Consider the following 23,806-nt stretch of genomic DNA (forward strand, 5'->3'; position numbering starts at 1 on the left):
CCCGGCGGCTTGTCAGTCGTTGTTCCCGGTCAGTGGAGGCGCATTATAGGGAGTTCTCGGCAGGCCGCAACCCCTAAATGCAAAAAACTTTTCAAGCGCGGATTTTTTCGGCAAAACGCTGGCCAAACCCGCATTTTTGTCACTTTTCGTACTGGATCTGGCTAAATTCCTGGGCGAAACGGTCGACCTGCTGCCAATCGGTGTACTCCACTTCCTTACTGGTATCCGTTTCACCACCCGTCATACGCATAATAAATTGAATCATGATGCGGTCGAACCAGCGATAGCGCGGATAACGCAATGCGCCGGCAAACACCGCGCACTGTTTTGGCTGCCACGGCGAGGCCAGCAGGAACTTGCGAGTATAAGCGTTGGTTTGCGGCGAGCGCTTTTCCGGTTTACGCGCGGTCAGGTTCACGGCAAAGAACGCGCTCGGCATTCGATTCAGTTGCTCGGCATGACGCTTGACGAATTTATCCAGCGCCGGGTTAAAGTGCCCGTAACGGATAGACGCGCCGATCATCACCTGCTGATACTGGCTAAGATCGACCTGTTCCGCCTGCAGCAGATCGATCACCTCACAACGCAGCGTGTCCTGCAGCTTGCTTGCTATATAAGAAGCGATAGCGCGTGTTTGCCCGTCACGGCTCGAATAAAGTATCAATGCCTTCATGGCGTACTCCTTATATCAGACTCACTCACGCCAGAAGGTTGGCGTGAACAGCACCAGCAATGTGAACACTTCCAGGCGCCCGAACAGCATCGTCACCACCAGGATCCACTTGGCCGCCGCCGGCATCGTGGTGAAGTTATCCGCCACTACGCCCAGGCCGGGGCCGAGGTTATTGAGCGTTGCCGTCACTGCGGCGAACGCGGAAAAGTCGTCAACGCCGGTGGCAATGATCGCCAGCATGCTGACGATAAACACCAGCGCATAGGCGGAGAAGAATCCCCACACCGCCTCCAGAATGCGTTCCGGCAGCGCACGGTTGCCCAATTTGATGGTATAGACCGCGTTGGGGTGCACCAGCCTTTTCAACTCGCGCGAGCCCTGCAGGTACAGTAGCAAGATACGGATCACTTTCAGGCCGCCGCCGGTCGAGCCGGCGCAGCCGCCGATGAACGCCGAACACAGCAGCAACATCGGTAAGAACAGCGGCCACTTGGCGATGCTGTCGGTCGTAAAACCTGCCGTGGTCGCCATCGATACCACCTGGAAAAATGCCTGATTGAGCGTTTCCATACCGCTCTTATAGACGCCATGTCCCCAGAGCACCAGCGTGCACACCACCACCAGCGTCAGTTGAACGAAGATGAACATGCGGAATTCAGGATCGCGCCCGTACACCTTCAGACTGCGGCCGCTTAGCAAAGCGAAGTGCAGGCCGTAGTTACAGCCGGAAATCAGCAGGAACACGGCGATGATGGTGTTAATGGTCGGACTGGCGTAATAACCGATACTGGCGTCGTGGGTAGAAAACCCGCCGATGGCGATGGTCGAGAAACTGTGGCCGATGGCGTCGAACACCGACATCCCAGCCCCCCAGAGCGCCAGCGCACAGGCGACGGTCAGCAACACATAGATTAGCCACAGGGTTTTGGCGGTTTCGGCGATGCGTGGGCGCATCTTGTTATCTTTCAGCGGCCCGGGCATTTCTGCCCGATACAGCTGCATGCCGCCGACGCCGAGTATCGGCAGTATCGCCACCGCCAGCACGATGATCCCCATGCCGCCCATCCATTGCAGCATTTGGCGATAGAACAGAATGGCCTTCGGCAGCGAGTCCAACCCCACCAGCGTCGTCGCACCGGTGGTCGTTAATCCCGAGAAGGATTCAAAGAAGGCGTCGGTCAGCGACAAGTTGGGCCGCTCCGAAAACAGGAACGGCAATGCCCCTACACTGCCCAGAACGGTCCAGAACAACACGACGATAAGGAAGCCTTCACGGGGCTTCAGCTCGTGTTTCTGTTTGCGGTTCGGCCACCACAGCATCAGACCGATGGTCAGCGCCACGAAGAAGGTTTGGCTGAACGCGCGCCCCGCCCCATCGCGGTAAATCAATGCCACCAGGCCGGGAATAAACATCGTCCCGGAGAACAAGATGACCAGCAGACCAACGATACGGGTTATGGCGCGAAAATGCATTTCAGCACGATCCTTAGCAATTCAATTGGGAGGAATTATTGCGAAATGGGGGTTAATTGCAAATTACCGCGACTGAGATCACGCAATTTATTTCCAAACAGCTCGACCTCGGTGGCCGGCAACGCCAGATGCAGCACGACGGCGGCACCGTATTCACCCTGCAGGATCCGACCTGCGGTTTGCTGCAGCAAGTTCTCCACCAGCGCCAACTGCGCATAGTCGCACTGCAAGATATATTCGGCTTCCGGCACCTTTTGTGCCAACGCCAACTGCTTCAACGCCTGTTGAACACCGTTGCCATAGGCTTTCACCAGCCCGCCGGTGCCCAGCTTGACGCCGCCATAGTAACGAACGACCACGGCGGTCACTTCGCCGATACCGCTGCCCATCAGCTGCGCGAGGATCGGTTTGCCGGCGGTGCCCGACGGTTCTCCGTCGTCGGAGAACCCCAGCTGCTGCGAGTCATCGGGGCTGCCGGCGACGAAAGCCCAACAATGGTGCCTCGCCGCCGGGTGCTCGTCCCGCACCTGCTGAATAAACGCCTTTGCCGCTTCTACCCCGCTGGTCGGCGCCAGCAGGGTGATAAAACGGCTCTTCTTTATTTCTTCGGTAAAGCAGGTTGCTTCCGCCGGTATCGGGTACGGCCGCATCAGGCCAGGTTCAGATCGCGCGTCATGTTCTCGATGCGCTTTTCGTGGATCACGATGTTGTCTTCGATACGGATGCCGCCATACGGCTTCAGCGCATCGATGCGATCCCAGGCGAAGTGCTGCTTGAACTCACCGCTGCGCCACGGCGCCAACAGAGAGTCAATGAAGTACAGACCCGGCTCGATGGTCAACACCATGCCCGGCTGCAACACGCGGGTGCAACGCAGGAACGGATACTTGGACGGCGCCGCCAGGTGGGTGCCTTGCTCGTCCTGCATAAAGCCGGCGGCGTCGTGCACCTGCAGGCCCAGCGGGTGGCCCAGCCCGTGCGGCAGGAACGGCGTGGTGATACCCGTTTCAACCATCGCCTCTTCGCTGAGGCCGTTCACCAACTTGTGATTCTTGAGCAGCTTGGCGATGCGCTGGTGCATCTGCACATGGTAGTCGGTATAACGCACGCCGGTTTTGATGGTATCGATCAACGCCAGCTGCTCACCGTTGAGATCTTTCACCAGGTGGGCAAACTCGCTGCCGCTTTGCGCCGCGTAGGTGCGGGTCAGATCGGCGGCGTAGCCGTTATATTCCGCGCCGGCGTCGATCAGGAAACTCAGGGATTCGGCCGGCGGCTGATGATCCAGCTTGGTGTAGTGCAGTACCGAAGCGTGTTCGTTCAGCGCCACAATGTTGTCGTAAGGCACGTCGGTATCGCGGTGGCCGGTCGCCGTCAGGTAGGCCAGGTTGATGTCGAACTCGCTCATGCCGGAGAGGAAGGCCTCATGCGCCGCACGATGGCCGGTTACCGCCGTCTTCTGCGCTTCGCGCATGCAGGCCAGCTCGTAGCCGGTTTTGATCGAACGGTGGAAATCCAGGTAGTTCAACACCGCTTTCGGATTGATGTTCTCGGAAGGGATGCCGAGATCGCGGGCGCGCTGTTGCGCATAACCGATATAGCCCACGCGCTCGCGCTGCGGCGGAAGCTGCTGGGCGATGGCGTCGGCGTTGGCCAGCGGCATCAATTCAAGGGATTTAGTCCAGAAACTGTCCGGCAGCGGCTCTACGCTGTGCCAGTAGTCGACCGGGGAGTAGAACCACAGCTTCGGCTTGTTGACACCGTCGATCCACAACCAGCAGTTCGGCACCGACGTCACCGGCACCCAGGCTTTGAAATGCGCGTTCACTTTGAACGGATAGCTATGGTCGTCCAAAAATACCTTTTGCAGTTCCCCGGAATGAATCAGCAGCGCATCCAACTTGTTGCGCTCCAGCACTTCGCGCGCGCGTTTTTGCAGCTCTGCCAAGTGGTCGTTATACAAAGAAGCCAGCGTTTCCATCACAGTACCCTTATGCCTTAGCACGAAAGAAGTCATCTTAACACAGCGCTCCGGCGCACCAACCTCATCGCGTTGGGCATGCGGAGCAGCTCGCAATTCCCTGCAAATGCCGTTACATCCGCAGTTTAACCATTAGCCAGCTGGCCAGGCCGAGCAACGCTATCGCCAGCGCCCATAGGCCGTGGTGCTCCAATAACACCGCGCCGGCCGCGGCAATGCCCGCCAGACACTGCTGCAGAAAGCCACACAGCGCCATCGCATAGGCACCGTGCTCTTTGGCGTCGCTGACCGCCATCGCCATGCTGTTGGGAAACAACACCGCCTGGCCAAAAATGGTCAGGCAATACAGCGCGATGAACAGCGCCATACCGGAAAGGCCGGCCAGAATGCCACTCCACCACAACAGCAGGATCGCTACCGTCGCCAGAGCGACGATGCCGCTGCCGGTTTGCATCAGTTTTTTCCCGCCGACACGCGCCACCGTGCGATTCACCGTCAACGCGCCGCTAAAGTAGGCGATACCTATCACCAGCCCCAGCGCGCCGAACGCCGTAACGTTGAGGCCAAAACCCTGCTGCATGACGAACGGGCTCACCTCCTGCAATGTCACCGTGGTGGCGAAGCCCAATCCGCCGACGCAGGCCGGCCAGAAGAACCCCGGCCGCCGCAGGATGGCGAAGTAGGTGGCCGCCATCGCCGGGCGTGGCCCGCGTGTGCGCCCCGCCTCAAGCGGCAGCGTCGCCATCAGCGCCAGAATGGCCAAACCGGTGGCGCCCATCAGGACGAAGCCCATCTGCCAGTGCGAATATTGGCTGAGCAGGCCGCCGACAAACTGACCACCGCCCAGCGCGGTGATAAAAGCGATGGAGAGCACCGATAACCGACGCGCCAACTCGTCACCGCTCCAGTTATCCCGCACGATGATACGCGCAATGATCGCCGCACCGCCGGCGCCCACACCCTGCAGCGCACGCAGCGCCAGCAGCTGGGCGCCGTTGCTGCACAGCGCCAACAGCCCGCTGCAGCCAATGAAAAGAAACAAAGACAGCGTCAGGGGCGCACGGCGGCCAAAGCGATCGGCGGCCGCGCCCCAGAACAGCACCGGCAAAGCGGCGCCGATGACGAAGATCGAAATGGACAGCTCGGTGGCGCGTCGGCTCATCGCCAGCTCCCGCATCACCGTCGGCAGCGAAGGCAAATACACGGTCGTCGCCATCTGTGCCATAAACACCAACAGACATGCCAGCGTCATGGTTCTGGCCGGAATGCTCCATAAGCCGCTGCGTTTGACACAAGCCGCCTTAGTCATGCGTAACCTCGTCTGAATGTTCATTCGCTGCGAGCAAGTGTATGAGTGCCGACACACTCCAGCAAATGCCGATAGCACATAAAATATAACTTCGTTTCAAATCAAAAAACTAACTTGGCGACATGTGATCCGACCAGCAAATATGCAATCTCTCATTTGCATATTTTTAACATAAAAACCACACTCCTCTTCATCTGGTCATACCAGATCATACGCTGATTCAGGAGATAGACATGCTCTACCAAGGCGAAACATTACAACTGCACTGGCTCGATAACGGCATCGCCGAGCTGGTGTTCAACGCACCGGGCTCGGTCAACAAGCTGGACACCCGCACCGTCGCCAGCCTGGGCGAAGCGCTCACCGTGCTGGAAAACCAGCCTGAGCTCAAGGGGTTGCTGCTGCGCTCCTCCAAAGCCGCGTTTATCGTCGGCGCCGATATCACCGAATTCCTTTCTCTGTTCGCCGCACCGGCTGAAAAGCTGCACGAGTGGCTGGTATTCGCCAACAACGTCTTTAACCGGCTGGAAGATTTGCCGGTACCGACCATTTCGGCCATTAACGGCTATGCGCTCGGCGGCGGTTGCGAATGCATTCTGGCGACCGATTTCCGCGTCGCCTCGCCGGACGCGCGCATCGGCCTGCCGGAAACCAAATTGGGCATCATGCCGGGCTTCGGCGGTTCCGTCCGTCTGCCGCGCCTGCTGGGTAACGACAGCGCGCTGGAAATCATCGCCGCCGGCAAAGACGTCAGCGCCAAAGACGCGTTGAAAGTCGGCCTGGTGGATGCGGTGGTGACACCGGAAAAACTGGCCGAAGCGGCGCTCAACATGCTGCAACAGGCGATCGACGGCAAGCTGGACTGGCGCGCCGCGCGTCAACCTAAGCTGGAGCCGCTGAAACTCAGCCCGATTGAAGCGGCGATGAGTTTCACCACCGCCAAAGGCATGGTGCTGCAGACCGCCGGTAAACATTACCCGGCGCCGATGACCGCGGTGAAGACCATTGAAGCCGCCGCCAAGCTGGGCCGCGATGAAGCGCTGAAACTGGAAACCGCCAGCTTCGTGCCGTTGGCCCGCTCCAACGAAGCGCGCGCGCTGGTCGGCATCTTCCTTAACGATCAGTTCGTGAAGGGCCAGGCGAAAAAGCTGGCCAAGAATGTGGATGCGCCAAAACAGGCGGCGGTGCTGGGCGCCGGCATCATGGGCGGCGGTATCGCTTACCAATCGGCGCTGAAAGGCGTACCGGTGATCATGAAGGACATCAGCGACAAGTCACTGACGCTGGGCATGAGCGAAGCGGCCAAGCTGCTCAACAAGCAGCTGGAGCGCGGCAAGCTGGATGGCCTGAAAATGGCGCAGGTGCTGTCGACCATTCAGCCGACGCTGGACTACGCCGGCATCGAGCGCGCGCAGGTGATCGTTGAGGCGGTCGTCGAGAATCCGAAAGTCAAAGCCGCCGTGCTGTCGGAAGTGGAAGGCCTGATCGGTGAAGACACCGTTCTGGCGTCGAACACCTCGACCATTCCGATTAATCACCTGGCAAAATCGCTGAAGCGCCCGCAAAACTTCTGCGGCATGCACTTCTTTAACCCGGTGCACCGCATGCCGCTGGTGGAAATCATCCGCGGCGAACAGACCAGCGATGACACCATCGCCAAAGTGGTGGCCTACGCCAGCCGCATGGGCAAAACGCCGATCGTGGTGAACGATTGCCCGGGCTTCTTCGTCAACCGCGTGCTGTTCCCGTACTTCGCCGGCTTCAGCCTGCTGCTGCGCGACGGCGCCGACTTCCGTCAAATCGATAAAGTGATGGAAAAACAGTTCGGCTGGCCGATGGGCCCGGCCTACCTGCTCGACGTCGTGGGCATCGACACCGCGCACCACGCGCAGGCGGTAATGGCCGCCGGCTTCCCGGATCGCATGAGCAAAGACTATCGCGACGCCATTGACGTGATGTTCGACAACCAGCGCTTCGGTCAGAAAAATCAGCTGGGCTTCTACCGCTACAACCAGGATAGCAAAGGCAAACCGCGCAAGGACAACGACGAGCAGACCGATGCGCTGCTGGCCGAAGTGAGCCAACCGCGCCAGACCATCAGCGACGAAGAAATCATCGCGCGCATGATGATCCCGATGATCAACGAAGTGGTGCGTTGCCTGGAAGAAAAGATCGTCGCCAGCCCGGCCGAAGCCGATATGGCGCTGGTCTACGGCATCGGTTTCCCTCCGTTCCACGGCGGCGTGTTCCGCTACCTGGATACGCTCGGCACCGCCAACTACGTTGAGCTGGCCCAGCGTTACGCACACCTCGGCGCCCTGTACCAGGTGCCGGCCGGTCTGCGCGCCAAGGCCGAACGCAATGAAAGCTACTACCCGGTGGCGACACCGCTGTCCGACGTCGCTACCCGCCAACCGGCATGAGGTCATAAAGATGGAAAACGTAGTTATTGTTGATGCCGTACGCACGCCGATGGGCCGCTCCAAGGGCGGCGCCTTCCGCCAGGTGCGCGCCGAAGATCTCTCCGCTCACCTGATGCGTGAAGTGCTGAGCCGCAACCCGGCGCTGGACGCCGCCGAGATTGATGACATTTACTGGGGCTGCGTGCAGCAAACGCTGGAACAAGGCTTCAACATCGCCCGCAACGCCGCGCTGCTGGCCGAGATCCCGCACCGCGTGCCGGCGGTGACCGTCAACCGCCTGTGCGGCTCTTCGATGCAGGCACTGCACGACGCGGCGCGCGCCATCATGGTTGGCGACGCGCACATCAGCCTGATCGGCGGCGTGGAACACATGGGCCATGTGCCGATGAATCACGGCGTGGATTTCCATCCGGGCCTGAGCCGCAGCGTGGCCAAAGCCGCCGGGATGATGGGGCTGACCGCCGAAATGCTGGCCAAGATGCACAACATCAGTCGCCAGATGCAGGATGAGTTTGCCGCCCGCTCCCACCAGCGCGCACATGCGGCGACGCTGGCGGGTTACTTCAAAAACGAGATCATACCGACCAACGGTCACGACGTCGACGGCGTGCTGACCCGTTACGATTTCGATGAAGTCATTCGCCCGGAAACCACCGTCGAAAGTCTGTCGGCCCTGCGTCCGGCGTTCGATCCGGTCAACGGCACCGTCACCGCCGGCAGCTCCTCCGCCCTGTCGGACGGCGCTTCCGCCATGCTGCTGATGAGCGAATCGCGCGCCAAAGCGCTCGGTTTGAAGGCCCGCGCCCGCATCCGCTCGATGGCGGTGGTCGGCTGCGATCCTTCCATCATGGGCTACGGCCCGGTGCCGGCCAGCAAGCTGGCGCTGAAACGCGCCGGTCTGGGCGTGCAGGACATCGATCTGTTCGAGCTGAACGAAGCGTTCGCCGCCCAGTCGCTGCCGTGCATCAAGGATCTGGGGCTGATGGACAGCATCGACGACAAGATTAACCTGAACGGCGGCGCCATCGCGCTCGGCCACCCGCTGGGCTGTTCTGGCTCCCGCATCTCGACCACCCTGTTGAACAACATGGAACGTCGCGACGCGCAGTTCGGCCTGGCGACCATGTGCATCGGCCTGGGCCAGGGCATCGCCACCGTCTTTGAACGCGTTTAGCTGTGTCTATCTTGGGATGACCGCGTCACTACTTCAAATCGCGGCATCCCGCCAAGTTTAGTTGCCGTTCTTCCCGCCTGTCAGGGGCGGGTTTTTTATGCCTGAAGTTTGCCGACGCCCAAATAAAAACGGGGCGACCCTCGGCCACCCCGTTCACCGCGCATCGCATCGGTCAGATAAACGAAAACGCGTCGCCAAACATATGCGCTTCCAGCGCGCCGCGCTCGGCGCAGAAACGCTCGCGGGCGATTTTCGCCATCTCGAAACGCCCGGCGATGTAAATGTCATGCTCCGCCAGCGTGCCGAAATCCTGCAGCACCGCGCTGAGCACGGTGCCGCTGCGGCCGCGCCATTCGGCTTCCGGCTGCTCGACCACCGGGATCACCTTCAGATTCGGATGCTGCAACGACAGCGCTTCCAGCTCGCTCAAATCGTACAGGTGCTTCAGCTCACGCCCACCCCAGTAGATTGAAATGTCGCGATCCGGCTGCTGCTCCAGCGCGGTCAACAAGATTGAACGCGCGTAAGAGAAACCGGTGCCGCCGGCGATCAGCACCAGCGGACGGCTGCCCTCTTCCCGCAGCCAGGCGTCGCCGTGCGGCACGTCAACGGTGATCGCCTGCTCTTTCAGGATGCGATCCATCACCGCCATGGCATACAGATTCAGTTCCGAAGCGCCAATGTGCAGCTCGATATAATCTTGCTGCGTCGGGGTTGATGCCAGTGAGAACGGACGCTTGTCGCGCTCATCCATCACCACCATCAGATATTGCCCTGCCTTGAAAGAAAACGGCTGCTCGGGCACCAGACGTACCCGATAAACCGTATCGGTAATGGCCTCTACCGAGGTCACTTTACAGCTCAATATTGTCATGCGTTCCCTCTGTCGGGTCATCAATGCAAAGCTGAGAACAGGGCCTGACGCTATAACGTCGGTTCCCTGTCACTGAAGATTGCGAGCTCATCCCAGATTTCGTCGACGCGCGCACGTACCTTTTCATCCATCTGAATCGGACGGCCCCATTCGCGATCGGTTTCACCCGGCCATTTATTGGTGGCGTCCAGCCCCATCTTCGAACCCAGGCCGGAAACCGGCGAGGCGAAGTCCAGATAGTCGATCGGCGTATTCTCCACCAGAACGGTATCCCTTGCCGGATCCATTCGTGTGGTGATCGCCCAAATCACGTCGTTCCAGTCGCGCGCATTGACGTCATCATCACAGACGATAACAAATTTGGTGTACATAAACTGCCGCAGGAACGACCAGACGCCCATCATCACGCGTTTAGCGTGGCCGGCGTACTGTTTTTTCATGGTCACTACCGCCAGACGGTACGAGCACCCTTCCGGCGGCAGATAGAAATCGACGATTTCCGGGAACTGCTTTTGCAGGATCGGCACGAACACTTCATTCAGCGCCACGCCCAGGATCGCCGGCTCATCCGGCGGGCGGCCGGTGTAGGTCGAGTGGTAGATCGCGTTGCGGCGCTGGGTGATGTGGGTAACGGTGAACACCGGGAACTGGTCGATTTCATTGTAGTAACCGGTGTGGTCGCCGTAGGGGCCTTCCGGCGCCATTTCACCCGGCTCGATATAGCCTTCAAGCACGATTTCGGCGCTGGCGGGCACTTCCAGATCGTTGGAAAGGCACTTGACCACTTCGGTTTTGTTGCCGCGCAGCAGCCCGGCAAAGGCATATTCAGACAGGGTATCCGGCACCGGCGTGACCGCACCGAGGATGGTAGCGGGATCGGCGCCCAGCGCCACCGCGACCGGAAAACGCTCGCCCGGGTGCGCCTGGCACCACTCCTGATAATCCAGCGCGCCACCGCGATGCGACAGCCAGCGCATGATCACTTTGTTCTTGCCCAACACCTGCTGGCGATAGATGCCGAGGTTTTGCCGTTCCTTATGCGGGCCGCGGGTTACCGTCAGCCCCCAGGTGATCAGCGGCGCGGCGTCTTCCGGCCAGCAGTGCATCACCGGAATACGGCTGAGATCGACATCGTCACCCTGCCATACCTGCTCCTGACAAGGCGCGGATCCCAGCACCTTGGTCGGCATGTTCAGCACCTGCTTGAACTTCGGCATTTTGTCGAACAGATCGCGGAAGCCTTTCGGCGGCTCAGGTTCTTTGAGGAACGCCAGCAGTTTGCCGACTTCGCGCAGCGCGCTGATGTCTTCCTGCCCCATGCCCATCGCCACGCGATTGGCGGTGCCGAACAGGTTGCACAGCACCGGCATGTCATACCCTTTCGGGTTTTCAAACAGCAGTGCCGGACCGCCCGCTCGCAGGGTGCGATCGGCAATCTCCGTCATTTCCAGGTAAGGATCGATCGGCTGGCTGATGCGTTTTAGTTCCCCTCTCTTCTCCAGCAACGAGAGGAAATCGCGTAAGTCACGGTATTTCATGCTGATCATTATAACGGCCAGTGGGGAGGGCATTATAAGCCCTCTTCACGGTTGTTGCTGCAATTTTGTTAACGCCGCCCGCCGCCGGGTGGCCCTCAGCCGCAGTTGAACGGCACCAGCGCAGCCAGCGCGCGCGTATCCTGATATTCACGCGTCTCCTCACCGTGGCGGAACACCTTGAAGCCCTGCCCGTTAGCGCTGAAGTAACGCAGCGCATTGCCTTCAACGTGCAGCAGGCTACCTTCACGCAGCGCCACCACCGATTCGCTTGGGTTGATCGCGCAGAACTCCGCCAGGCGCTCGTCACGGGTTTCGCCCATGTGGCCGCTGATATGCGCGTCGATGTAGTGCGGGTTGATCTGCACCGGGAACAGCCCCAGCGCCGGCAGCACCACGCTGCAGCGCACCGGCATGTCATTGGTGGTGCGAATGCTCGGCGTGGCCACGTTGCAACCGGCGCTCCAGCCGACGTAAGGCACTTCACGCTCGCGCACCGCGCGCTGGATGGGCACGATCAGGCCTTGCTCGTGCAGCATTTGGTTCAGCAACCAGGTATTGCCGCCGCTGACCAAAATGCACTCCGCCTGCGCGATCGCCGCCGCCGGTGAAGCGGCATGGTGGATGCTGGTGACTTCAATGCCCAGCGTTTGCGCCAGTTCCTGCGCACGCTGGTCATAGTCGTAACGGATCAGGGCGTAAGGGATAAAGACGGCGGATTTGATGCCGCGACGCGCAATCATCGCCAGCAACTGGCTTTTAGCGTACCCCAGCAGCTCGGCTTCGCCAGACAGCTTGCCGTTGCTCAACAGAAACAGCTCCATTTCTTTCCCCCTCGGTCGAAAACGATGAATAGCGTCACAGCCGGCGGCGCTACGCCTGTCATACTGTGACGGTAACAAATTTTTAGCCCTCTGTTATACCAGCGCCGTATCGATAAGTGTGTGACCCCTCGCTAATAGCCGCAGATTCATAGAGATAGGTGATGTTACACGCTGAAACTTGCATCACTATGTATCCGGAATAGCTTTTGATATGCTTACCGGCTGGCAGAAAGGCATGTGAAACTATGGAATCCTGGTATCTACTTTATTGCAAACGCGGTCAGTTGTTGCGGGCGCAGGAACATCTGGAACGGCAGCAGGTAAACTGCCTCAGCCCGATCATCACGCTGGAAAAGATCGTGCGTGGTAAGCGCATCGCGGTCAGCGAACCCCTGTTTCCCAACTATCTGTTTGTGGAGTTCGACCCGGAGCGCATTCACACCACCACCATCAGCGCCACCCGTGGCGTCAGCCACTTCGTGCGTTTCGGCGCGTTGCCGAGCGTCATCCCGAGCAAGGTGATCGATGAACTGCGCACGCACGCCTGCGAAACCTATGTCGATCCGGAAACCCCACAGCCGGGGGATACCGTTCTGATCGTCGACGGCGTGTTCGAAGGGCTGCAGGCGATCTACACCGAGCCGGACGGCGAAGCGCGTTCCATGTTGTTGCTGAACCTGATCAACAAGCAGGTCAGCCAAAGCATCGACAACCGACAGTTCCAGAAGATGTAATGCAAAAGGCGCCCTCAGGCGCCTTTTTGTTGGCTCATTTTACGCTTAGCGGCGCATCGCGTCGTCGTGCAGCCACTGGGCGACACGCTTGGCGAAGTAGGTCAGCACGCCGTCGGCACCGGCGCGTTTAAAGCACATCAACGATTCCATCACCGCAGGTTGCTCCTGCAGCCAGCCGTTCTGAATCGCCGCCATATGCATCGCGTACTCGCCGGACACCTGATAAGCGAAGGTTGGCACACCGAAGGTATCCTTCACGCGGCGCACAACGTCGAGGTACGGCATGCCCGGTTTCACCATCACCATGTCCGCACCTTCCTGCAGATCCTGCGCAATCTCCTGCAGCGCTTCGTCGCTGTTGGCCGGATCCATCTGATAGGTCTTCTTGTTGCCGCCCTTCAGGTTGCCGCTGGAGCCCAACGCATCGCGGAACGGGCCGTAGTAGCAGGAAGCATACTTGGCGGAGTAGGCCATGATCTGGGTATTCACCAGGCCCTGCAATTCCAGACGATCGCGGATCGCCCCGATGCGGCCGTCCATCATGTCGCTCGGCGCCACGATTTCCGCGCCCGCTTCAGCATGGGACAGCGCCTGACGCACCAGAATGTCTTTGGTCACGTCGTTAATCACATAACCCTGCTCATCGATCACCCCGTCCTGCCCATGCGTGGTGTAGGGATCGAGCGCCACGTCGGTCAGAATGCCCAGCTCAGGCACCGCGTCTTTCAGCGCGCGCACCGTGCGCTGTACCAACCCTTCTGGGTTATAGGCTTCTTCCGCATGCAGCGATTTCAGGCTCGGTTCGATCACCGGGAACAGGGAAATCACCGGCACGCCAAGTTTGGCGATGGTTTCCGCTTCCTTGACCAGCAGATCGATCGTCATGCGCGATACGCCCGGCATCGAGGCCACTTCTTCCTGGCGGTTGCTGCCTTCCATGACAAACACCGGATAAATCAGGTCGTTGACCGTCAGTTGATTCTCGGCCACCAGGCGGCGGCTGAAGTCGTGACGGCGCACGCGGCGCATACGGCGACCAGGGAAGGTGCCCGGAAATGCATAGCTCATAGTTTTCTCCTAGCTCAAACCAGCCGGAATAGCCGGCGGGCGTTCTCATCGGTTTTTTGCCCCAGCCATTGCGGCTCTTCCCGCCGCCAGACGGCGACTTGCTGCACGATGTGGGGCAGGAAACAGGGTTCGTTGCGGCGAGATGCGGGCTTAGGCTGTAAATCCCGGGGCAACAGATAAGGGGCGTCAGTTTCCAGCAGCAGACGCTCGGCTGGGATCTGCGGCAACAGTGCGCGCAGTTCCAGGCCGCGCCGCTCGTCGCAGACCCAACCGGTAATCCCGATCGACAAACCCAGCGACAGGCAGCTTGTTAATTCTTCGGCGGTGCCGGTGAAGCAGTGCACCACGGCCGCGGGCAGTTTATCCAACCACGGCGTCAGTAGCTCGGCAAAACGTGCGTGTGCGTCGCGGCAATGCAGAAACACCGGCAGCGCCAACTCCGCCGCCAGCGCCAGCTGCGCGGTGAACGCCGCTTCCTGCTGCGCGGGCGTCGAGAAGTTGCGATTGAAATCCAGGCCGCATTCGCCGATCGCCGCCACTTCAGGGCGTGCGGCTAACGCATAAATCTGCTCGGCGGCGTGTTCATCCCAACCGCTGGCGTAGTGCGGATGCACACCGGCGGTAGACCAACAGTAACCCGCATGTTGCTGCGCCAGTTCCGCCGCTTCGCGGCTCTCTGCCAGATCGGTGCCGGTAATCAACATCCCGGTAACACCCGCCGCGCGGGCGCGCTCCACCACCGCCTGGCGATCTTTGGCGAATTGGCTGCTGGTCAGATTAACGCCGATATCAAACATGATTTTTTCCAAAGCAAAAGCCGCCCAATGGGCGGCTTCGCAATCAATGTGGATCAGGGGGCTGGGGGTTCGTCACCCTCGTCTTCTTCTTCCGCTTGCGGACGACGTTTGCCGGTATAGAAGCGAGCGAAGAACACCCCCACTTCAAACAGCAGATACATCGGTATTGCCAACAAGGTTTGCGAGAACACGTCTGGCGGCGTCAACAGCATGCCGACCACAAACGCGCCAACCAACACATACGGCCGTTTCTTCTTCAGATCTTCCGGCGAGGTGACGCCACTCCAGCACAGCAGAATGATGGCGACCGGCACTTCGAAGGCAACGCCGAACGCCATAAACAGCGCCATGACGAAATCGAGGTAGTTTTTAATGTCGGTCGCAATGGTCACCCCCATCGGCGCGGTCTTGGCGAAGAAGCCGAAGGCCAGCGGGAACACGATGAAGTAGGCGAAAGCCATGCCGAGGTAGAACAGCAGGCTGCTGGACACCAGCAGCGGCATCATCAGGCGGCGTTCATGCTTGTACAGCGCCGGCGCGATGAATGCCCACACCTGATACAAAATCATCGGCGCGGAGACGAACACCGAGACGATCATGGTCAATTTGATCGGGGTAAAGAACGGTGACGCCACGTCAGTGGCGATCATGCTCGCCCCGGCCGGTAACTGCTTCAGCAGCGGCGCAGACACCAGTTGGTAGATGTCGTTGGCGAAAAACACCAGCACCACGAACACCGCCAGCACGCAAATAATCGAGTTCAACAGCCGCTTGCGCAGCTCTATCAGATGACTGATAAGGGGTTGGGTATCTTCAACAGCCATGTATTAACGATCGCCACTAGGTTGGTGAGACGCTGGGGTTTTATCCGCAACAGGTTCGACAGGTGCCGGCGCGGTTTCCGCCGGCGCTTTAGCCGGTTGCGCCGCCACCGGCGCGACGGCTTCAGGTTCCGCTGCCGGTTTTGGCGCGGCGGCGGGCGCACTGGCGCGGGTTGCCGCTTCCGCCGGCGTCACGCCGTCGTGCAAGGCTTCCGGATCGGTGATCTGCGGGTTATGAATGGTGTTCGCCAGCTCTTCTTTCTCGCCCTGGTAGGTGCGTTTCAATGATTCCGCCGCGTCTTTCAGCTCATCCATCGACGCCTTCAGTTCCGGCGTCAGGTTCTGCAGGCCGGCCTGTTCCGCTTTTTTCAGGCTGTCCTGCAGCTCCTGCAGCTTCAGCTCCTGAGACAGTTCGTGCTGCACCGAGGCCGCCAGCGAGCGCAGCGCGCGGATCCAGCCCGATACCGTTCTGACCGCGACCGGCAAGCGTTCCGGCCCCAGAACAACCAGGCCGATCACCAGCACCAGCAGCAGCTCACTAAACCCAATGTCAAACACGGTTTATACCTGCTCTTTGTTCTTCGACTCTTCCGGTTTCACTTCCGGCTGCTTTTCGGTAATAGGCTTGGCCGAGAAGTCAGCGTCATCCAGGCTGCTTTTCTCAGCCGTGTTGGGGGTCGACGGCGTATCGTCGCCGATCGCCTTCTTGAAGCCCTTGATCGAGGCACCGAGATCGGAGCCCAGCGTGCGCAGTTTTTTGGTACCGAACAACAGCACCACGATCACTGCGATGATCAACAATTGCGTAATACTAATACCGCCCATTTTAATTACCTCTAATTTTAAAGGGTCTTTTAAAGCCAGCCCGCATTATAGGGCCGACTTTACCAGAGTGACGAATTAAATCAGGTGGTTCGCTTCCAGCCAATCACCCAGCATACGATGCCGGCGGCCATCATCCAGGCGGGAAACACCTCGATTTGCCCCAGCAGCAGCAGCGTGCCGCTTACCAACAGTGTAGCGCCAACGCCGAACAAATAACGTGACTGCCCCTGACGAACCCGCTGAGCCTGCATCTGGTTGGTCAGCTTATCAACGCTTTGTTGCAACAGTTTATGCTGCTGCAAGCTGTCGTAAAACAGCTCGGGCAGTTCCGGCAGCTTCTCCGCCCAAAACGGCGCTTTCTCTTTCAGCGCACGCACCACGGCGGGAATGCCGACCTGATCGCGCAGCCAGCTCTCGAGGAACGGCTTGGCGGTGGTCCACAGATCCAGCTGCGGATAGAGCTGACGCCCCAGTCCTTCAACATACAGCAAGGTCTTCTGTAATAACACCAACTGCGGCTGCACTTCCATATTGAAGCGTCGCGCGGTGTTGAACAGGTTCAGCAGCACGTTGCCGAAGGAAATCTCCGCCAGCGGCTTCTCGAAAATCGGCTCGCACACGGTGCGGATGGCGAATTCGAAGTCTTCCACGTTGGTGTCGCGCGGCACCCACCCGGAGTCGACGTGCAGTTCCGCCACCTTGCGGTAATCGCGGTTGAAGAAGGCGATGAAGTTTTCCGCCAGGTAGCGTTTATCATCCTTATTCAGCGAACCGACGATGCCGCAGTCGATGCCGATGTAGCAAGGATCTTCCGGATGTTCGTAGCTGACGAAAATATTACCGGGATGCATGTCCGCATGGAAGAAGCTGTCGCGGAAGACCTGGGTAAAGAACACCTGGACGCCGCGTTCCGCCAACAGTTTCATGTTGGTGCCCTGCTGTTCCAGCGTGGCGATGTCCGAGACCGGAATGCCGTAAATGCGCTCCATCACCAATACGCTTTCGCGGCAGTAGTCGGAATAAACTTCCGGTACGTACAGCATTGGGCTGCCGTCGAAATTGCGGCGCAGCTGAATGGCGTTAGCCGCTTCGCGCAGCAGGTTCAATTCGTCCAGTAGAGTTTTCTCATACTCGCGTACCACTTCGCGCGGGCGCAGACGGCGGCCGTCCGGCAACAGCTTCGGCACCCAGCCTGCCAACCGGTACATCAGACGCACGTCGGCCTTGATGATCGGCCCGATATCCGGCCGGATCACCTTCAGCACCACTTCCTGGCCGGTGGTTTTCAACCGCGCGGTATGCACCTGCGCGATCGAGGCAGAGGCCAGCGGCTGCTGATCGAAGTCATCGAACCAGGTCTCCAGCGGGCCGCCCATCGCCAGCTCGATATGCTTACGCGCCAACGCGCCATCGAAAGGCGCCACCCGATCCTGCAGCAGCGTCAGCTGATCGGCAATGTGCGGCGGAAACAGATCGCGACGGGTCGACATCATTTGGCCGAACTTGATCCAGACCGGCCCCAATTCCTGCAGCGCCAGCCGCAGACGTTCACCCAGCGGTTTGTCCTTGTGCCGATTCGGCATCCAGAACAGCAGCCGGCGGCCAAAGCGCAGCGGCAGCGTCAACCGCATTTTAGGGATCAGCTCATCCAGCCCATAGCTGAGAAAAACGCGGACGATAAAATACAAACGGCGCAGTTCGCCTGGGGTCATCGCTTGCCCTCCAACTTGTCCATACGGGCAATCAGCGCTTCCGCGCTGCGGGCGAGTGCGTCAACTTCTTCGTTGAACCACACCACTTCCAGCGGCCCCGGCGCCAGGCGCCACTCTTCGGTCAACGCCTCAGCCATGTCTTGCTGCCGGCGCATAAAGCCGGCTTTCAGCAGCGAGGCGCCTTTTCCCAGCGCCTGTGTAATGCCTTGGGCGGCGATATCGCCGATGTAGGGCGCCAGCCACTCCGCCGGATCCCACTCCGCCAGATCGAGCAGGCCAACCAGCTGTTGCACCACCTGAATATCGCCTTCCACCGTCAATTCGCCGCTGCGCATCAGCACCGGCAACTGCTGGCGATCGCGCAGCTTAAGTAAGGCGGGAATGCGGCTACGCACGGTGCAATCGGCGCTGTCTTCAGACTGCCCCAGCACATCCACGCGCAGTTCGCTGAACACCAGCACCAGCGGTGAAGCCAGCTCTTCCAGTTCGATGCGCAGCACCTTGCCCGCCAGGCGTTGGCGGGCGGCTTTCATGCTGCGATCGCGAAACAGCAGGTTATTCAGCGAGGTTTCCAACGCGCCGGTCAGCAGAGGGGTAAACAGCATCGGCATCTCCCTCTCAGAACTTGAAGCCGCGATGCAGGGCGACAATCCCACCGGTCAGGTTGAAATAGGTGACGTTTTCAAAACCGGCGTTGCCCATCATGCCCTTCAGGGTTTCCTGATCGGGGTGCATGCGGATCGATTCCGCCAGGTAACGGTAGCTGTCAGGATCTTTCACCACCAACTCGCCGATCTTCGGCAGCACGTGGAAAGAGTAGGCGTCATAGGCTTTGCTCAGCGGCGCCAGCAGCGGCTTGGAGAACTCCAGCACCAGCAGACGGCCGCCCGGTTTCAGCACGCGGAACATCGAGCGCAACGCTTTGTCTTTGTCGGTGACGTTACGCAGGCCAAAGGAGATGGTGATGCAATCGAAGTAATTGTCCGGGAACGGCAGCGCTTCGGCGTTGGCCTGCACATAATTGATGTTGCCGACGATGCCGCGATCGCGCAGCTTCTCGCGCCCCATCTTGAGCATCGAATCGTTGATGTCCGCCAGCACCACCTGCCCCTGCTCGCCGACCATGCGGGAGAACTTGGCGGCCAGGTCGCCGGTACCGCCGGCCAGATCCAGCACGCGCTGCCCGCGGCGCACGCCGCTGCAGTCAATGGTGAAACGCTTCCAGATACGGTGAATACCGAACGACATCAGGTCGTTCATCACGTCATACTTTGCCGCTACCGAATGAAAAACGTCCGCCACCATGGCCTGTTTTTCGTCTCTAGCGACGGTGCGAAAACCGAAATCGGTGGTTTCCTGCGATTGATCTGCCATTGTCCTGCCTGCTATTCAGTCAATTTTGTGTGGATGAGTGTACCAGAAGCCCGGTGAATACCCCACCTCGCCACGGCCTCAGCCGTGCGAAACGAAGCCCGGTTCCCCGGCGGTATCGTCATCGTCGTTCGTCTGCGGCAGCGCGGCGACATCATCGTCGTTCGCCTCTTCCGCTTCATCGTGTTGCGCGCCGGCTTGCTGCGCCAGCAGCGGGTTTATCGGCCGTTTGACCTCAACCCCCAACGCGCGGAAACCTTCAATTTGGCCGATAAGATTACCACGGCCTTCGCTCAGTTTGTTCATCGCCTGACGATAACTGCCCTGCGCCTTGTCCAGGCTCTGCCCCAGAGCGGACATATCGTCCACGAACAGCCGCATCTTGTCATACAGTTTCGCCGCGCGATCGGCGATGCGCTGGGCGTTCTGGCTCTGATGCTCATAGCGCCACAGGTTGGTGATGGTACGCAGCGCCACCAGCAACGTGGTCGGGCTGACCAGCATGATGTTGTGCTTAAGCGCTTCGCTGATCAGCTCTGGCTCGCGATCGATAGCCAGCAGGAAGGCGGGCTCGACCGGAATGAACATCAGCACATAATCCAGCGAACGCAGCCCCGGCAGCTGCTGATAGTCCTTGCGGCCCAGCATGCGGATGTGGCCGCGCAGCGAGGCGATATGTTCGCTCAGCGCCGCTTCGCGCTCCGCCTCATCCTCGCCGTTGAAATAGCGCTCGTAGGCGATCAGCGACATCTTGGCGTCAATCACCACATCCTTACCCTGCGGCAGGCGCACGATCACATCGGGCTGCATGCGGCTCTGATGATCCACCCGCACGTTGACCTGCGTTTCATACTCATGCCCTTCGCGCAGGCCGGAAGCCTCCAGCACCCGGCTCAGCACCACCTCGCCCCAGTTGCCCTGCGTTTTGTTGTCGCCTTTCAGCGCCTTGGTGAGGTTGATCGCCTCGCGCGCCATCTGCGCGTTCAACTGCTGCAGATTGCGTATCTCGTGCGTCAGCGTATGGCGCTCCCGCGCTTCCTGGCCAAAGCTGTCCTGCACCTGACGGCGGAAACCGTCCAGCTGTTCGCGCAGCGGCAGCAGTAAACGATCCAAACTTTGCTTATTTTGCTCGTCAACCTTGCGGCCGCTGTGTTCAAAAATGCGGTTGGCGAGATTTTCAAACTGGGTGGTGAGCCGCTGTTCGCTGTTGATAAGCAGGCGCTGCTTCTCCTCCGCCGCCATACGCGTCTCTTCCAGACGGATGGTGACTTCGCGCAGTTCGGCTTCCTGCGCGCTGTTAACCTCGCGCTGGGCGCGCAGCTCCTGATTGAGCAGCTCGCATTCGTTGCGCCAATGGTTGAGCTGTTGCAGCTTCTCATGTCCGGCCGCCAGTTGGCTGTGCAGATTGCGCAGCTCCAGCTCGCTCTGGCGCAACTGCTGCTCGTGGCGCTGCAGCGTTTCCTGCCGCACGGCCGTTTCCTGCTGCGCCTGCTGCAACGCTTGCTCCAGCAACCGCAGTTCGGTTTCATGTTGCGCATGCGTCTGCTGCACCCGCAGACTGGCGATCAGCCACCCCAACAGCATGCCGATCGCGACGCCGCCAATCCCATAAATCAGACTGGTATCCACCCTGCCTCCTGTTGCACCTAGCCGTTGCGGCGTTTTGCTCGCCCATTGCCCGTCACGTTAAGGGGAGGCTGTATGGATGTCCAGCCTGATTTTGCCGGCCGCGCACAATATTGCGCGGCGCTGCGCAATTTAGCGAGAAATCAGCCCAGCCACTGGCTGAGCCACTTGATGCCGAATGCCCCCGGCGCCAGAATGCCAAACGCCCAGATCATCGCCGACGTGACGTTGGCCAGCTGGAAATAGCGCTGCGGCATGCCGCAAATGCCGCCCACCAGCGGCACCACGGCGCGCAGCGGGCCGAAGAAGCGGCCGATGAAAATGCCCAGCACGCCCCAGCGCTCGAAGAAGGCGTGGCCGCGCGCCAGCAGCTGCGGATTGCGCGACAGCGGCCACATATGGGCCACGCGATCCTGATAGTGATAGCCGATCCAGTAAGAGAGCCAGTCGCCGAAAAACGCCCCGGCGGCGGCAGCGGCCCAAATCGGCCAAAAGGCGATGCCGCTTTCGCCGATCAGCGCGCCCAGCGCCAGCAGGATCACCGTGGCCGGCAGCAGCAGCGACAAAAACGCCAGCGACTCGCCGAACGCCAGGAAGAAAATGATGGGAATGGCCCAGCCTTCGTGCTGACGCACGACGTCGCTGACCCAGTTGATAACGTCATTGAGGCTCAATACGGGGCTCCTGATACGCGATGGTTCGCCGCCTAGGATAAGCCGGGGCGAGTTAAACCCCGGCTAAACACGCGGCAATTTACTCGAGGTAGAATGCCTGCAGCGCTTCGCGCTGGGCCGCGCCCAGGCCGTATTCCGCTTCCAGCCAGCGGTCGGTGGAGCCGTATTGTTGGCGGATGCAGCCCAGCGCCGTCATCAGGAACTCCTCGCGCGCGCTGAGCACGTAGGCGAATTGCTCCAGCGCCGCCGCATTCAGCTTGATAGAGAGCTGATCCAGCATCTGTTCGCGGAAAGTGGCCAGCGTGGTTTCGGTCAGCAGATAGTCTTCCAGTACCGTCGTTTCGTCGGCCCCCAGCGCGAACAGCACCAACGCCGAACCGACCCCGGTGCGATCCTTGCCGACCGCGCAGTGTTGCACGATCGCGCCGCCGCCAGGGTTGCTCAACAGCTGCGCCAGCCGCTGATAGGCCGCATTGCCGAACGGCAGACGGCGATACAGCTCCAGCATGAACGCCCGAGCGTCGAAAGCGGCCAGCGTTTCGTTGGTGAGCTTTTCCAGGTTGGCGTTGACTTCGCTGCTCAGCGGGTTGGCCGGCACATGGTGATAGTCGGCGCCATTCCACAGAATATCCGGTTTGGCCTGCACCTCGTCGGCATCGCGGTAGTCCAGCACCGAACGCACCGGCACTCCAGCGAGGAAAGTGCAGTCGTTTTCCGTCAGCCGCTCGAGAGAACCGGAGCGGAACAGCAGGCCGCGTTTGATGCGGCGCCCGTCGGCCACGCCGTTGCCGCCGAAGTCACGGAAGTTAATGCCGCCGTCGAGCGGCGCAAGCGAAGGATGAAGCAGGATCTGGGCGGTCATAAACGTCCTCGTTGTTTTTGTTATGACAACGCGCGGCAGCCATCGGCGCAGCGCTGAGGAGTATCACCGTAACAGATTAGCCGCGAATGGAAAAACGGGCCGCGTCGGCGGCCCGTTGAGGGGAGGCGATTACAGCAGACGGCGGGCGGCGTCCACCACGATCTGCACCGCTTTGCTTTCGGTGTTTTTCATGGTTTCGGCGTTCGGGATCTCTTGCTGGGTGCGGTTAACGATCACCCCAGCCACCATGCCGGCGCGCAGGCCCTGGCTGGCGCACATGGTCAGCAGCGTGGCGGATTCCATTTCATAGTTCATCACGCCCATCGCCTGCCACTCTTCCATCGAGCCTTTAAAACGGCTGACCACGCGGCCGGAGTAGGTGTCGTAACGTTCCTGGCCCGGGTAGAAAGTATCGGAAGAAGCGGTTACGCCAATGTGGGTGGTCGCGCCGCTGGCTTTGGCCGCTTCCACCAGCGCGGTGGTGCAGGCGAAGTCCGCAACCGCCGGGAACTCCATCGGCGCAAAGTGCAGGCTGGCGCCGTCGAGGCGTACCGCCGCCGTAGTCACCAGCACGTCACCGACGTTGATATTGGCCTGAATGGCGCCGGTGGTGCCGATGCGCAGGAAGGTGCGAATACCCAGCTGCGCCAGCTCTTCCACCGCGATAGAGGTAGACGGGCCGCCAATACCGGTGGAGCAGACGATCACCGCCTTGCCGTCCAGCTCTGCGCGCCAGGTGGTGAATTCACGATGGGAGGCCAGATGCACCGGATTTTCCATCAGCTTGGCAATCTTCTCTACGCGCTGCGGATCGCCCGGCACGATGGCAAGCTGGGCCCCTTGTAAATCGTTCTTGGTGAGGCCGAGATGAAAAACGTCAGACTGAGACATACGAGACTCCTCATGGATCATGTTTATTGGGAGGAACAAAAAAGCACTCTACTGAAAATCGCCGTTTAATTTCGTGACGATAGTCACTATGAAAAGAGAAACAAATTACATGCTACATATTTTTTGTGAATTAAGTCACAAAAACCCCATTAATGAGCC

23 protein-coding genes are annotated in these 23,806 nt (G+C 59.9%); 3 read left to right on the forward strand and 20 right to left on the reverse strand.

The window, feature by feature from the left end; all coding sequences use genetic code 11:
- Positions 1 to 139: 139 nt before the first annotated feature.
- From hemG to ACTJJ6_RS12970, 5 genes are all read right to left on the reverse strand, one after another.
- Positions 140 to 673, reverse strand: coding sequence for a menaquinone-dependent protoporphyrinogen IX dehydrogenase (gene hemG / locus ACTJJ6_RS12950; protein WP_025304933.1), 534 nt, complete (start codon positions 671 to 673; stop codon positions 140 to 142).
- A gap of 21 nt (positions 674 to 694) precedes the next feature.
- Positions 695 to 2,146: a Trk system potassium transporter TrkH gene (trkH, locus tag ACTJJ6_RS12955; RefSeq protein ID WP_004934492.1), complete on the reverse strand. Its 1,452-nt coding sequence runs from the start codon at positions 2,144 to 2,146 to the stop codon at positions 695 to 697.
- Between the two features lie 35 nt (positions 2,147 to 2,181).
- Positions 2,182 to 2,796: an IMPACT family protein gene (locus ACTJJ6_RS12960; RefSeq protein ID WP_004934489.1), complete on the reverse strand. Its 615-nt coding sequence runs from the start codon at positions 2,794 to 2,796 to the stop codon at positions 2,182 to 2,184.
- A complete protein-coding gene (pepQ, locus tag ACTJJ6_RS12965) occupies positions 2,796 to 4,127 on the reverse strand; it encodes a Xaa-Pro dipeptidase (RefSeq protein WP_049299746.1) in 1,332 nt (443 codons plus the stop codon). The genes ACTJJ6_RS12960 and pepQ overlap by 1 nt, the downstream gene beginning before the upstream one ends.
- A gap of 112 nt (positions 4,128 to 4,239) precedes the next feature.
- A complete protein-coding gene (locus ACTJJ6_RS12970) occupies positions 4,240 to 5,436 on the reverse strand; it encodes an MFS transporter (protein ID WP_049299745.1) in 1,197 nt (398 codons plus the stop codon).
- Positions 5,437 to 5,669: 233 nt separating this feature from the next.
- Here ACTJJ6_RS12970 and fadB point away from each other — a divergent pair, with 233 nt between their 5' ends.
- Complete coding sequence (gene fadB / locus ACTJJ6_RS12975; protein WP_440804332.1) at positions 5,670 to 7,859, forward strand: fatty acid oxidation complex subunit alpha FadB; 2,190 nt, start codon at positions 5,670 to 5,672, stop codon at positions 7,857 to 7,859.
- 10 nt (positions 7,860 to 7,869) lie between these two features.
- Positions 7,870 to 9,033 carry an acetyl-CoA C-acyltransferase FadA gene (fadA, locus tag ACTJJ6_RS12980; RefSeq protein ID WP_440804328.1) on the forward strand — a complete coding sequence of 388 codons (1,164 nt, stop codon included), beginning with the start codon at positions 7,870 to 7,872 and terminating at the stop codon, positions 9,031 to 9,033.
- Between the two features lie 172 nt (positions 9,034 to 9,205).
- On the opposite strand, the gene fre is transcribed toward fadA, so the two are convergent.
- The 3 genes from fre to pepE form a co-directional block, all read right to left on the reverse strand.
- Positions 9,206 to 9,907 (reverse strand): NAD(P)H-flavin reductase, encoded by a 702-nt coding sequence (fre, locus tag ACTJJ6_RS12985; protein ID WP_004934474.1) that lies wholly within the window; start codon positions 9,905 to 9,907, stop codon positions 9,206 to 9,208.
- Positions 9,908 to 9,957: 50 nt separating this feature from the next.
- Positions 9,958 to 11,478 (reverse strand): 4-hydroxy-3-polyprenylbenzoate decarboxylase, encoded by a 1,521-nt coding sequence (gene ubiD / locus ACTJJ6_RS12990; RefSeq protein ID WP_015376309.1) that lies wholly within the window; start codon positions 11,476 to 11,478, stop codon positions 9,958 to 9,960.
- Positions 11,479 to 11,540: 62 nt separating this feature from the next.
- The gene (pepE, locus tag ACTJJ6_RS12995) at positions 11,541 to 12,266 is read right to left on the reverse strand and encodes a dipeptidase PepE (RefSeq protein WP_004934469.1); all 726 of its coding nucleotides are present in this window, start codon (positions 12,264 to 12,266) and stop codon (positions 11,541 to 11,543) included.
- A 245-nt stretch (positions 12,267 to 12,511) separates the two neighbouring features.
- On the opposite strand from pepE, the gene rfaH reads away from it, so the two are divergent.
- Positions 12,512 to 13,000 (forward strand): transcription/translation regulatory transformer protein RfaH, encoded by a 489-nt coding sequence (gene rfaH / locus ACTJJ6_RS13000; RefSeq protein ID WP_016929445.1) that lies wholly within the window; start codon positions 12,512 to 12,514, stop codon positions 12,998 to 13,000.
- A 45-nt stretch (positions 13,001 to 13,045) separates the two neighbouring features.
- On the opposite strand, the gene hemB is transcribed toward rfaH, so the two are convergent.
- The 12 genes from hemB to udp all read right to left on the reverse strand — a co-directional run bounded on the left by hemB (position 13,046) and on the right by udp (position 23,647).
- Positions 13,046 to 14,068 (reverse strand): porphobilinogen synthase, encoded by a 1,023-nt coding sequence (gene hemB / locus ACTJJ6_RS13005; RefSeq protein ID WP_004934463.1) that lies wholly within the window; start codon positions 14,066 to 14,068, stop codon positions 13,046 to 13,048.
- A 14-nt stretch (positions 14,069 to 14,082) separates the two neighbouring features.
- Entirely contained in the window at positions 14,083 to 14,865 is a 783-nt protein-coding gene (gene tatD, locus ACTJJ6_RS13010) for a 3'-5' ssDNA/RNA exonuclease TatD (protein ID WP_028127638.1), read from the reverse strand.
- Positions 14,866 to 14,918: 53 nt separating this feature from the next.
- Positions 14,919 to 15,689 (reverse strand): Sec-independent protein translocase subunit TatC, encoded by a 771-nt coding sequence (gene tatC, locus ACTJJ6_RS13015; RefSeq protein WP_004934456.1) that lies wholly within the window; start codon positions 15,687 to 15,689, stop codon positions 14,919 to 14,921.
- 3 nt (positions 15,690 to 15,692) lie between these two features.
- The gene (gene tatB / locus ACTJJ6_RS13020) at positions 15,693 to 16,244 is read right to left on the reverse strand and encodes a Sec-independent protein translocase protein TatB (protein ID WP_021504797.1); all 552 of its coding nucleotides are present in this window, start codon (positions 16,242 to 16,244) and stop codon (positions 15,693 to 15,695) included.
- A gap of 3 nt (positions 16,245 to 16,247) precedes the next feature.
- The gene (gene tatA / locus ACTJJ6_RS13025) at positions 16,248 to 16,511 is read right to left on the reverse strand and encodes a Sec-independent protein translocase subunit TatA (protein ID WP_016929449.1); all 264 of its coding nucleotides are present in this window, start codon (positions 16,509 to 16,511) and stop codon (positions 16,248 to 16,250) included.
- An 80-nt stretch (positions 16,512 to 16,591) separates the two neighbouring features.
- Positions 16,592 to 18,223: a ubiquinone biosynthesis regulatory protein kinase UbiB gene (ubiB, locus tag ACTJJ6_RS13030; RefSeq protein WP_004934451.1), complete on the reverse strand. Its 1,632-nt coding sequence runs from the start codon at positions 18,221 to 18,223 to the stop codon at positions 16,592 to 16,594.
- A complete protein-coding gene (gene ubiJ / locus ACTJJ6_RS13035) occupies positions 18,220 to 18,828 on the reverse strand; it encodes a ubiquinone biosynthesis protein UbiJ (RefSeq protein WP_440804317.1) in 609 nt (202 codons plus the stop codon). The genes ubiB and ubiJ overlap by 4 nt, the downstream gene beginning before the upstream one ends.
- Before the next feature lie 13 nt (positions 18,829 to 18,841).
- A complete protein-coding gene (gene ubiE, locus ACTJJ6_RS13040; protein ID WP_004934443.1) occupies positions 18,842 to 19,597 on the reverse strand; it encodes a bifunctional demethylmenaquinone methyltransferase/2-methoxy-6-polyprenyl-1,4-benzoquinol methylase UbiE in 756 nt (251 codons plus the stop codon).
- Positions 19,598 to 19,675: 78 nt separating this feature from the next.
- On the reverse strand, positions 19,676 to 21,223 hold the full coding sequence (rmuC, locus tag ACTJJ6_RS13045) for a DNA recombination protein RmuC (RefSeq protein WP_206195086.1): 1,548 nt from the start codon (positions 21,221 to 21,223) through the stop codon (positions 19,676 to 19,678).
- Between the two features lie 140 nt (positions 21,224 to 21,363).
- On the reverse strand, positions 21,364 to 21,894 hold the full coding sequence (locus ACTJJ6_RS13050; RefSeq protein ID WP_004934438.1) for a DedA family protein: 531 nt from the start codon (positions 21,892 to 21,894) through the stop codon (positions 21,364 to 21,366).
- A 79-nt stretch (positions 21,895 to 21,973) separates the two neighbouring features.
- The gene (locus ACTJJ6_RS13055; RefSeq protein ID WP_197759063.1) at positions 21,974 to 22,756 is read right to left on the reverse strand and encodes a tyrosine-protein phosphatase; all 783 of its coding nucleotides are present in this window, start codon (positions 22,754 to 22,756) and stop codon (positions 21,974 to 21,976) included.
- A 129-nt stretch (positions 22,757 to 22,885) separates the two neighbouring features.
- The gene (gene udp / locus ACTJJ6_RS13060; RefSeq protein WP_004934432.1) at positions 22,886 to 23,647 is read right to left on the reverse strand and encodes a uridine phosphorylase; all 762 of its coding nucleotides are present in this window, start codon (positions 23,645 to 23,647) and stop codon (positions 22,886 to 22,888) included.
- Positions 23,648 to 23,806 lie beyond the last annotated feature (159 nt).

Origin of the sequence: Serratia sp. 22278 (assembly GCF_052045405.1) — a bacterium.
Lineage (GTDB): Bacteria > Pseudomonadota > Gammaproteobacteria > Enterobacterales > Enterobacteriaceae > Serratia > Serratia marcescens.

Coding starts and splice junctions, on each gene's coding strand:
- hemG (WP_025304933.1), bottom strand. CDS start 673: ATGAAGGCATTGATACTTTATTCGAGCCGTGACGGGCAAACACGCGCT.
- trkH (WP_004934492.1), bottom strand. CDS start 2,146: ATGCATTTTCGCGCCATAACCCGTATCGTTGGTCTGCTGGTCATCTTG.
- ACTJJ6_RS12960 (WP_004934489.1), bottom strand. CDS start 2,796: ATGCGGCCGTACCCGATACCGGCGGAAGCAACCTGCTTTACCGAAGAA.
- pepQ (WP_049299746.1), bottom strand. CDS start 4,127: ATGGAAACGCTGGCTTCTTTGTATAACGACCACTTGGCAGAGCTGCAA.
- ACTJJ6_RS12970 (WP_049299745.1), bottom strand. CDS start 5,436: ATGACTAAGGCGGCTTGTGTCAAACGCAGCGGCTTATGGAGCATTCCG.
- fadB (WP_440804332.1), top strand. CDS start 5,670: ATGCTCTACCAAGGCGAAACATTACAACTGCACTGGCTCGATAACGGC.
- fadA (WP_440804328.1), top strand. CDS start 7,870: ATGGAAAACGTAGTTATTGTTGATGCCGTACGCACGCCGATGGGCCGC.
- fre (WP_004934474.1), bottom strand. CDS start 9,907: ATGACAATATTGAGCTGTAAAGTGACCTCGGTAGAGGCCATTACCGAT.
- ubiD (WP_015376309.1), bottom strand. CDS start 11,478: ATGCCCTCCCCACTGGCCGTTATAATGATCAGCATGAAATACCGTGAC.
- pepE (WP_004934469.1), bottom strand. CDS start 12,266: ATGGAGCTGTTTCTGTTGAGCAACGGCAAGCTGTCTGGCGAAGCCGAG.
- rfaH (WP_016929445.1), top strand. CDS start 12,512: ATGGAATCCTGGTATCTACTTTATTGCAAACGCGGTCAGTTGTTGCGG.
- hemB (WP_004934463.1), bottom strand. CDS start 14,068: ATGAGCTATGCATTTCCGGGCACCTTCCCTGGTCGCCGTATGCGCCGC.
- tatD (WP_028127638.1), bottom strand. CDS start 14,865: ATGTTTGATATCGGCGTTAATCTGACCAGCAGCCAATTCGCCAAAGAT.
- tatC (WP_004934456.1), bottom strand. CDS start 15,689: ATGGCTGTTGAAGATACCCAACCCCTTATCAGTCATCTGATAGAGCTG.
- tatA (WP_016929449.1), bottom strand. CDS start 16,511: ATGGGCGGTATTAGTATTACGCAATTGTTGATCATCGCAGTGATCGTG.
- ubiB (WP_004934451.1), bottom strand. CDS start 18,223: ATGACCCCAGGCGAACTGCGCCGTTTGTATTTTATCGTCCGCGTTTTT.
- ubiJ (WP_440804317.1), bottom strand. CDS start 18,828: ATGCTGTTTACCCCTCTGCTGACCGGCGCGTTGGAAACCTCGCTGAAT.
- ubiE (WP_004934443.1), bottom strand. CDS start 19,597: ATGGCAGATCAATCGCAGGAAACCACCGATTTCGGTTTTCGCACCGTC.
- ACTJJ6_RS13055 (WP_197759063.1), bottom strand. CDS start 22,756: ATGACCGCCCAGATCCTGCTTCATCCTTCGCTTGCGCCGCTCGACGGC.
- udp (WP_004934432.1), bottom strand. CDS start 23,647: ATGTCTCAGTCTGACGTTTTTCATCTCGGCCTCACCAAGAACGATTTA.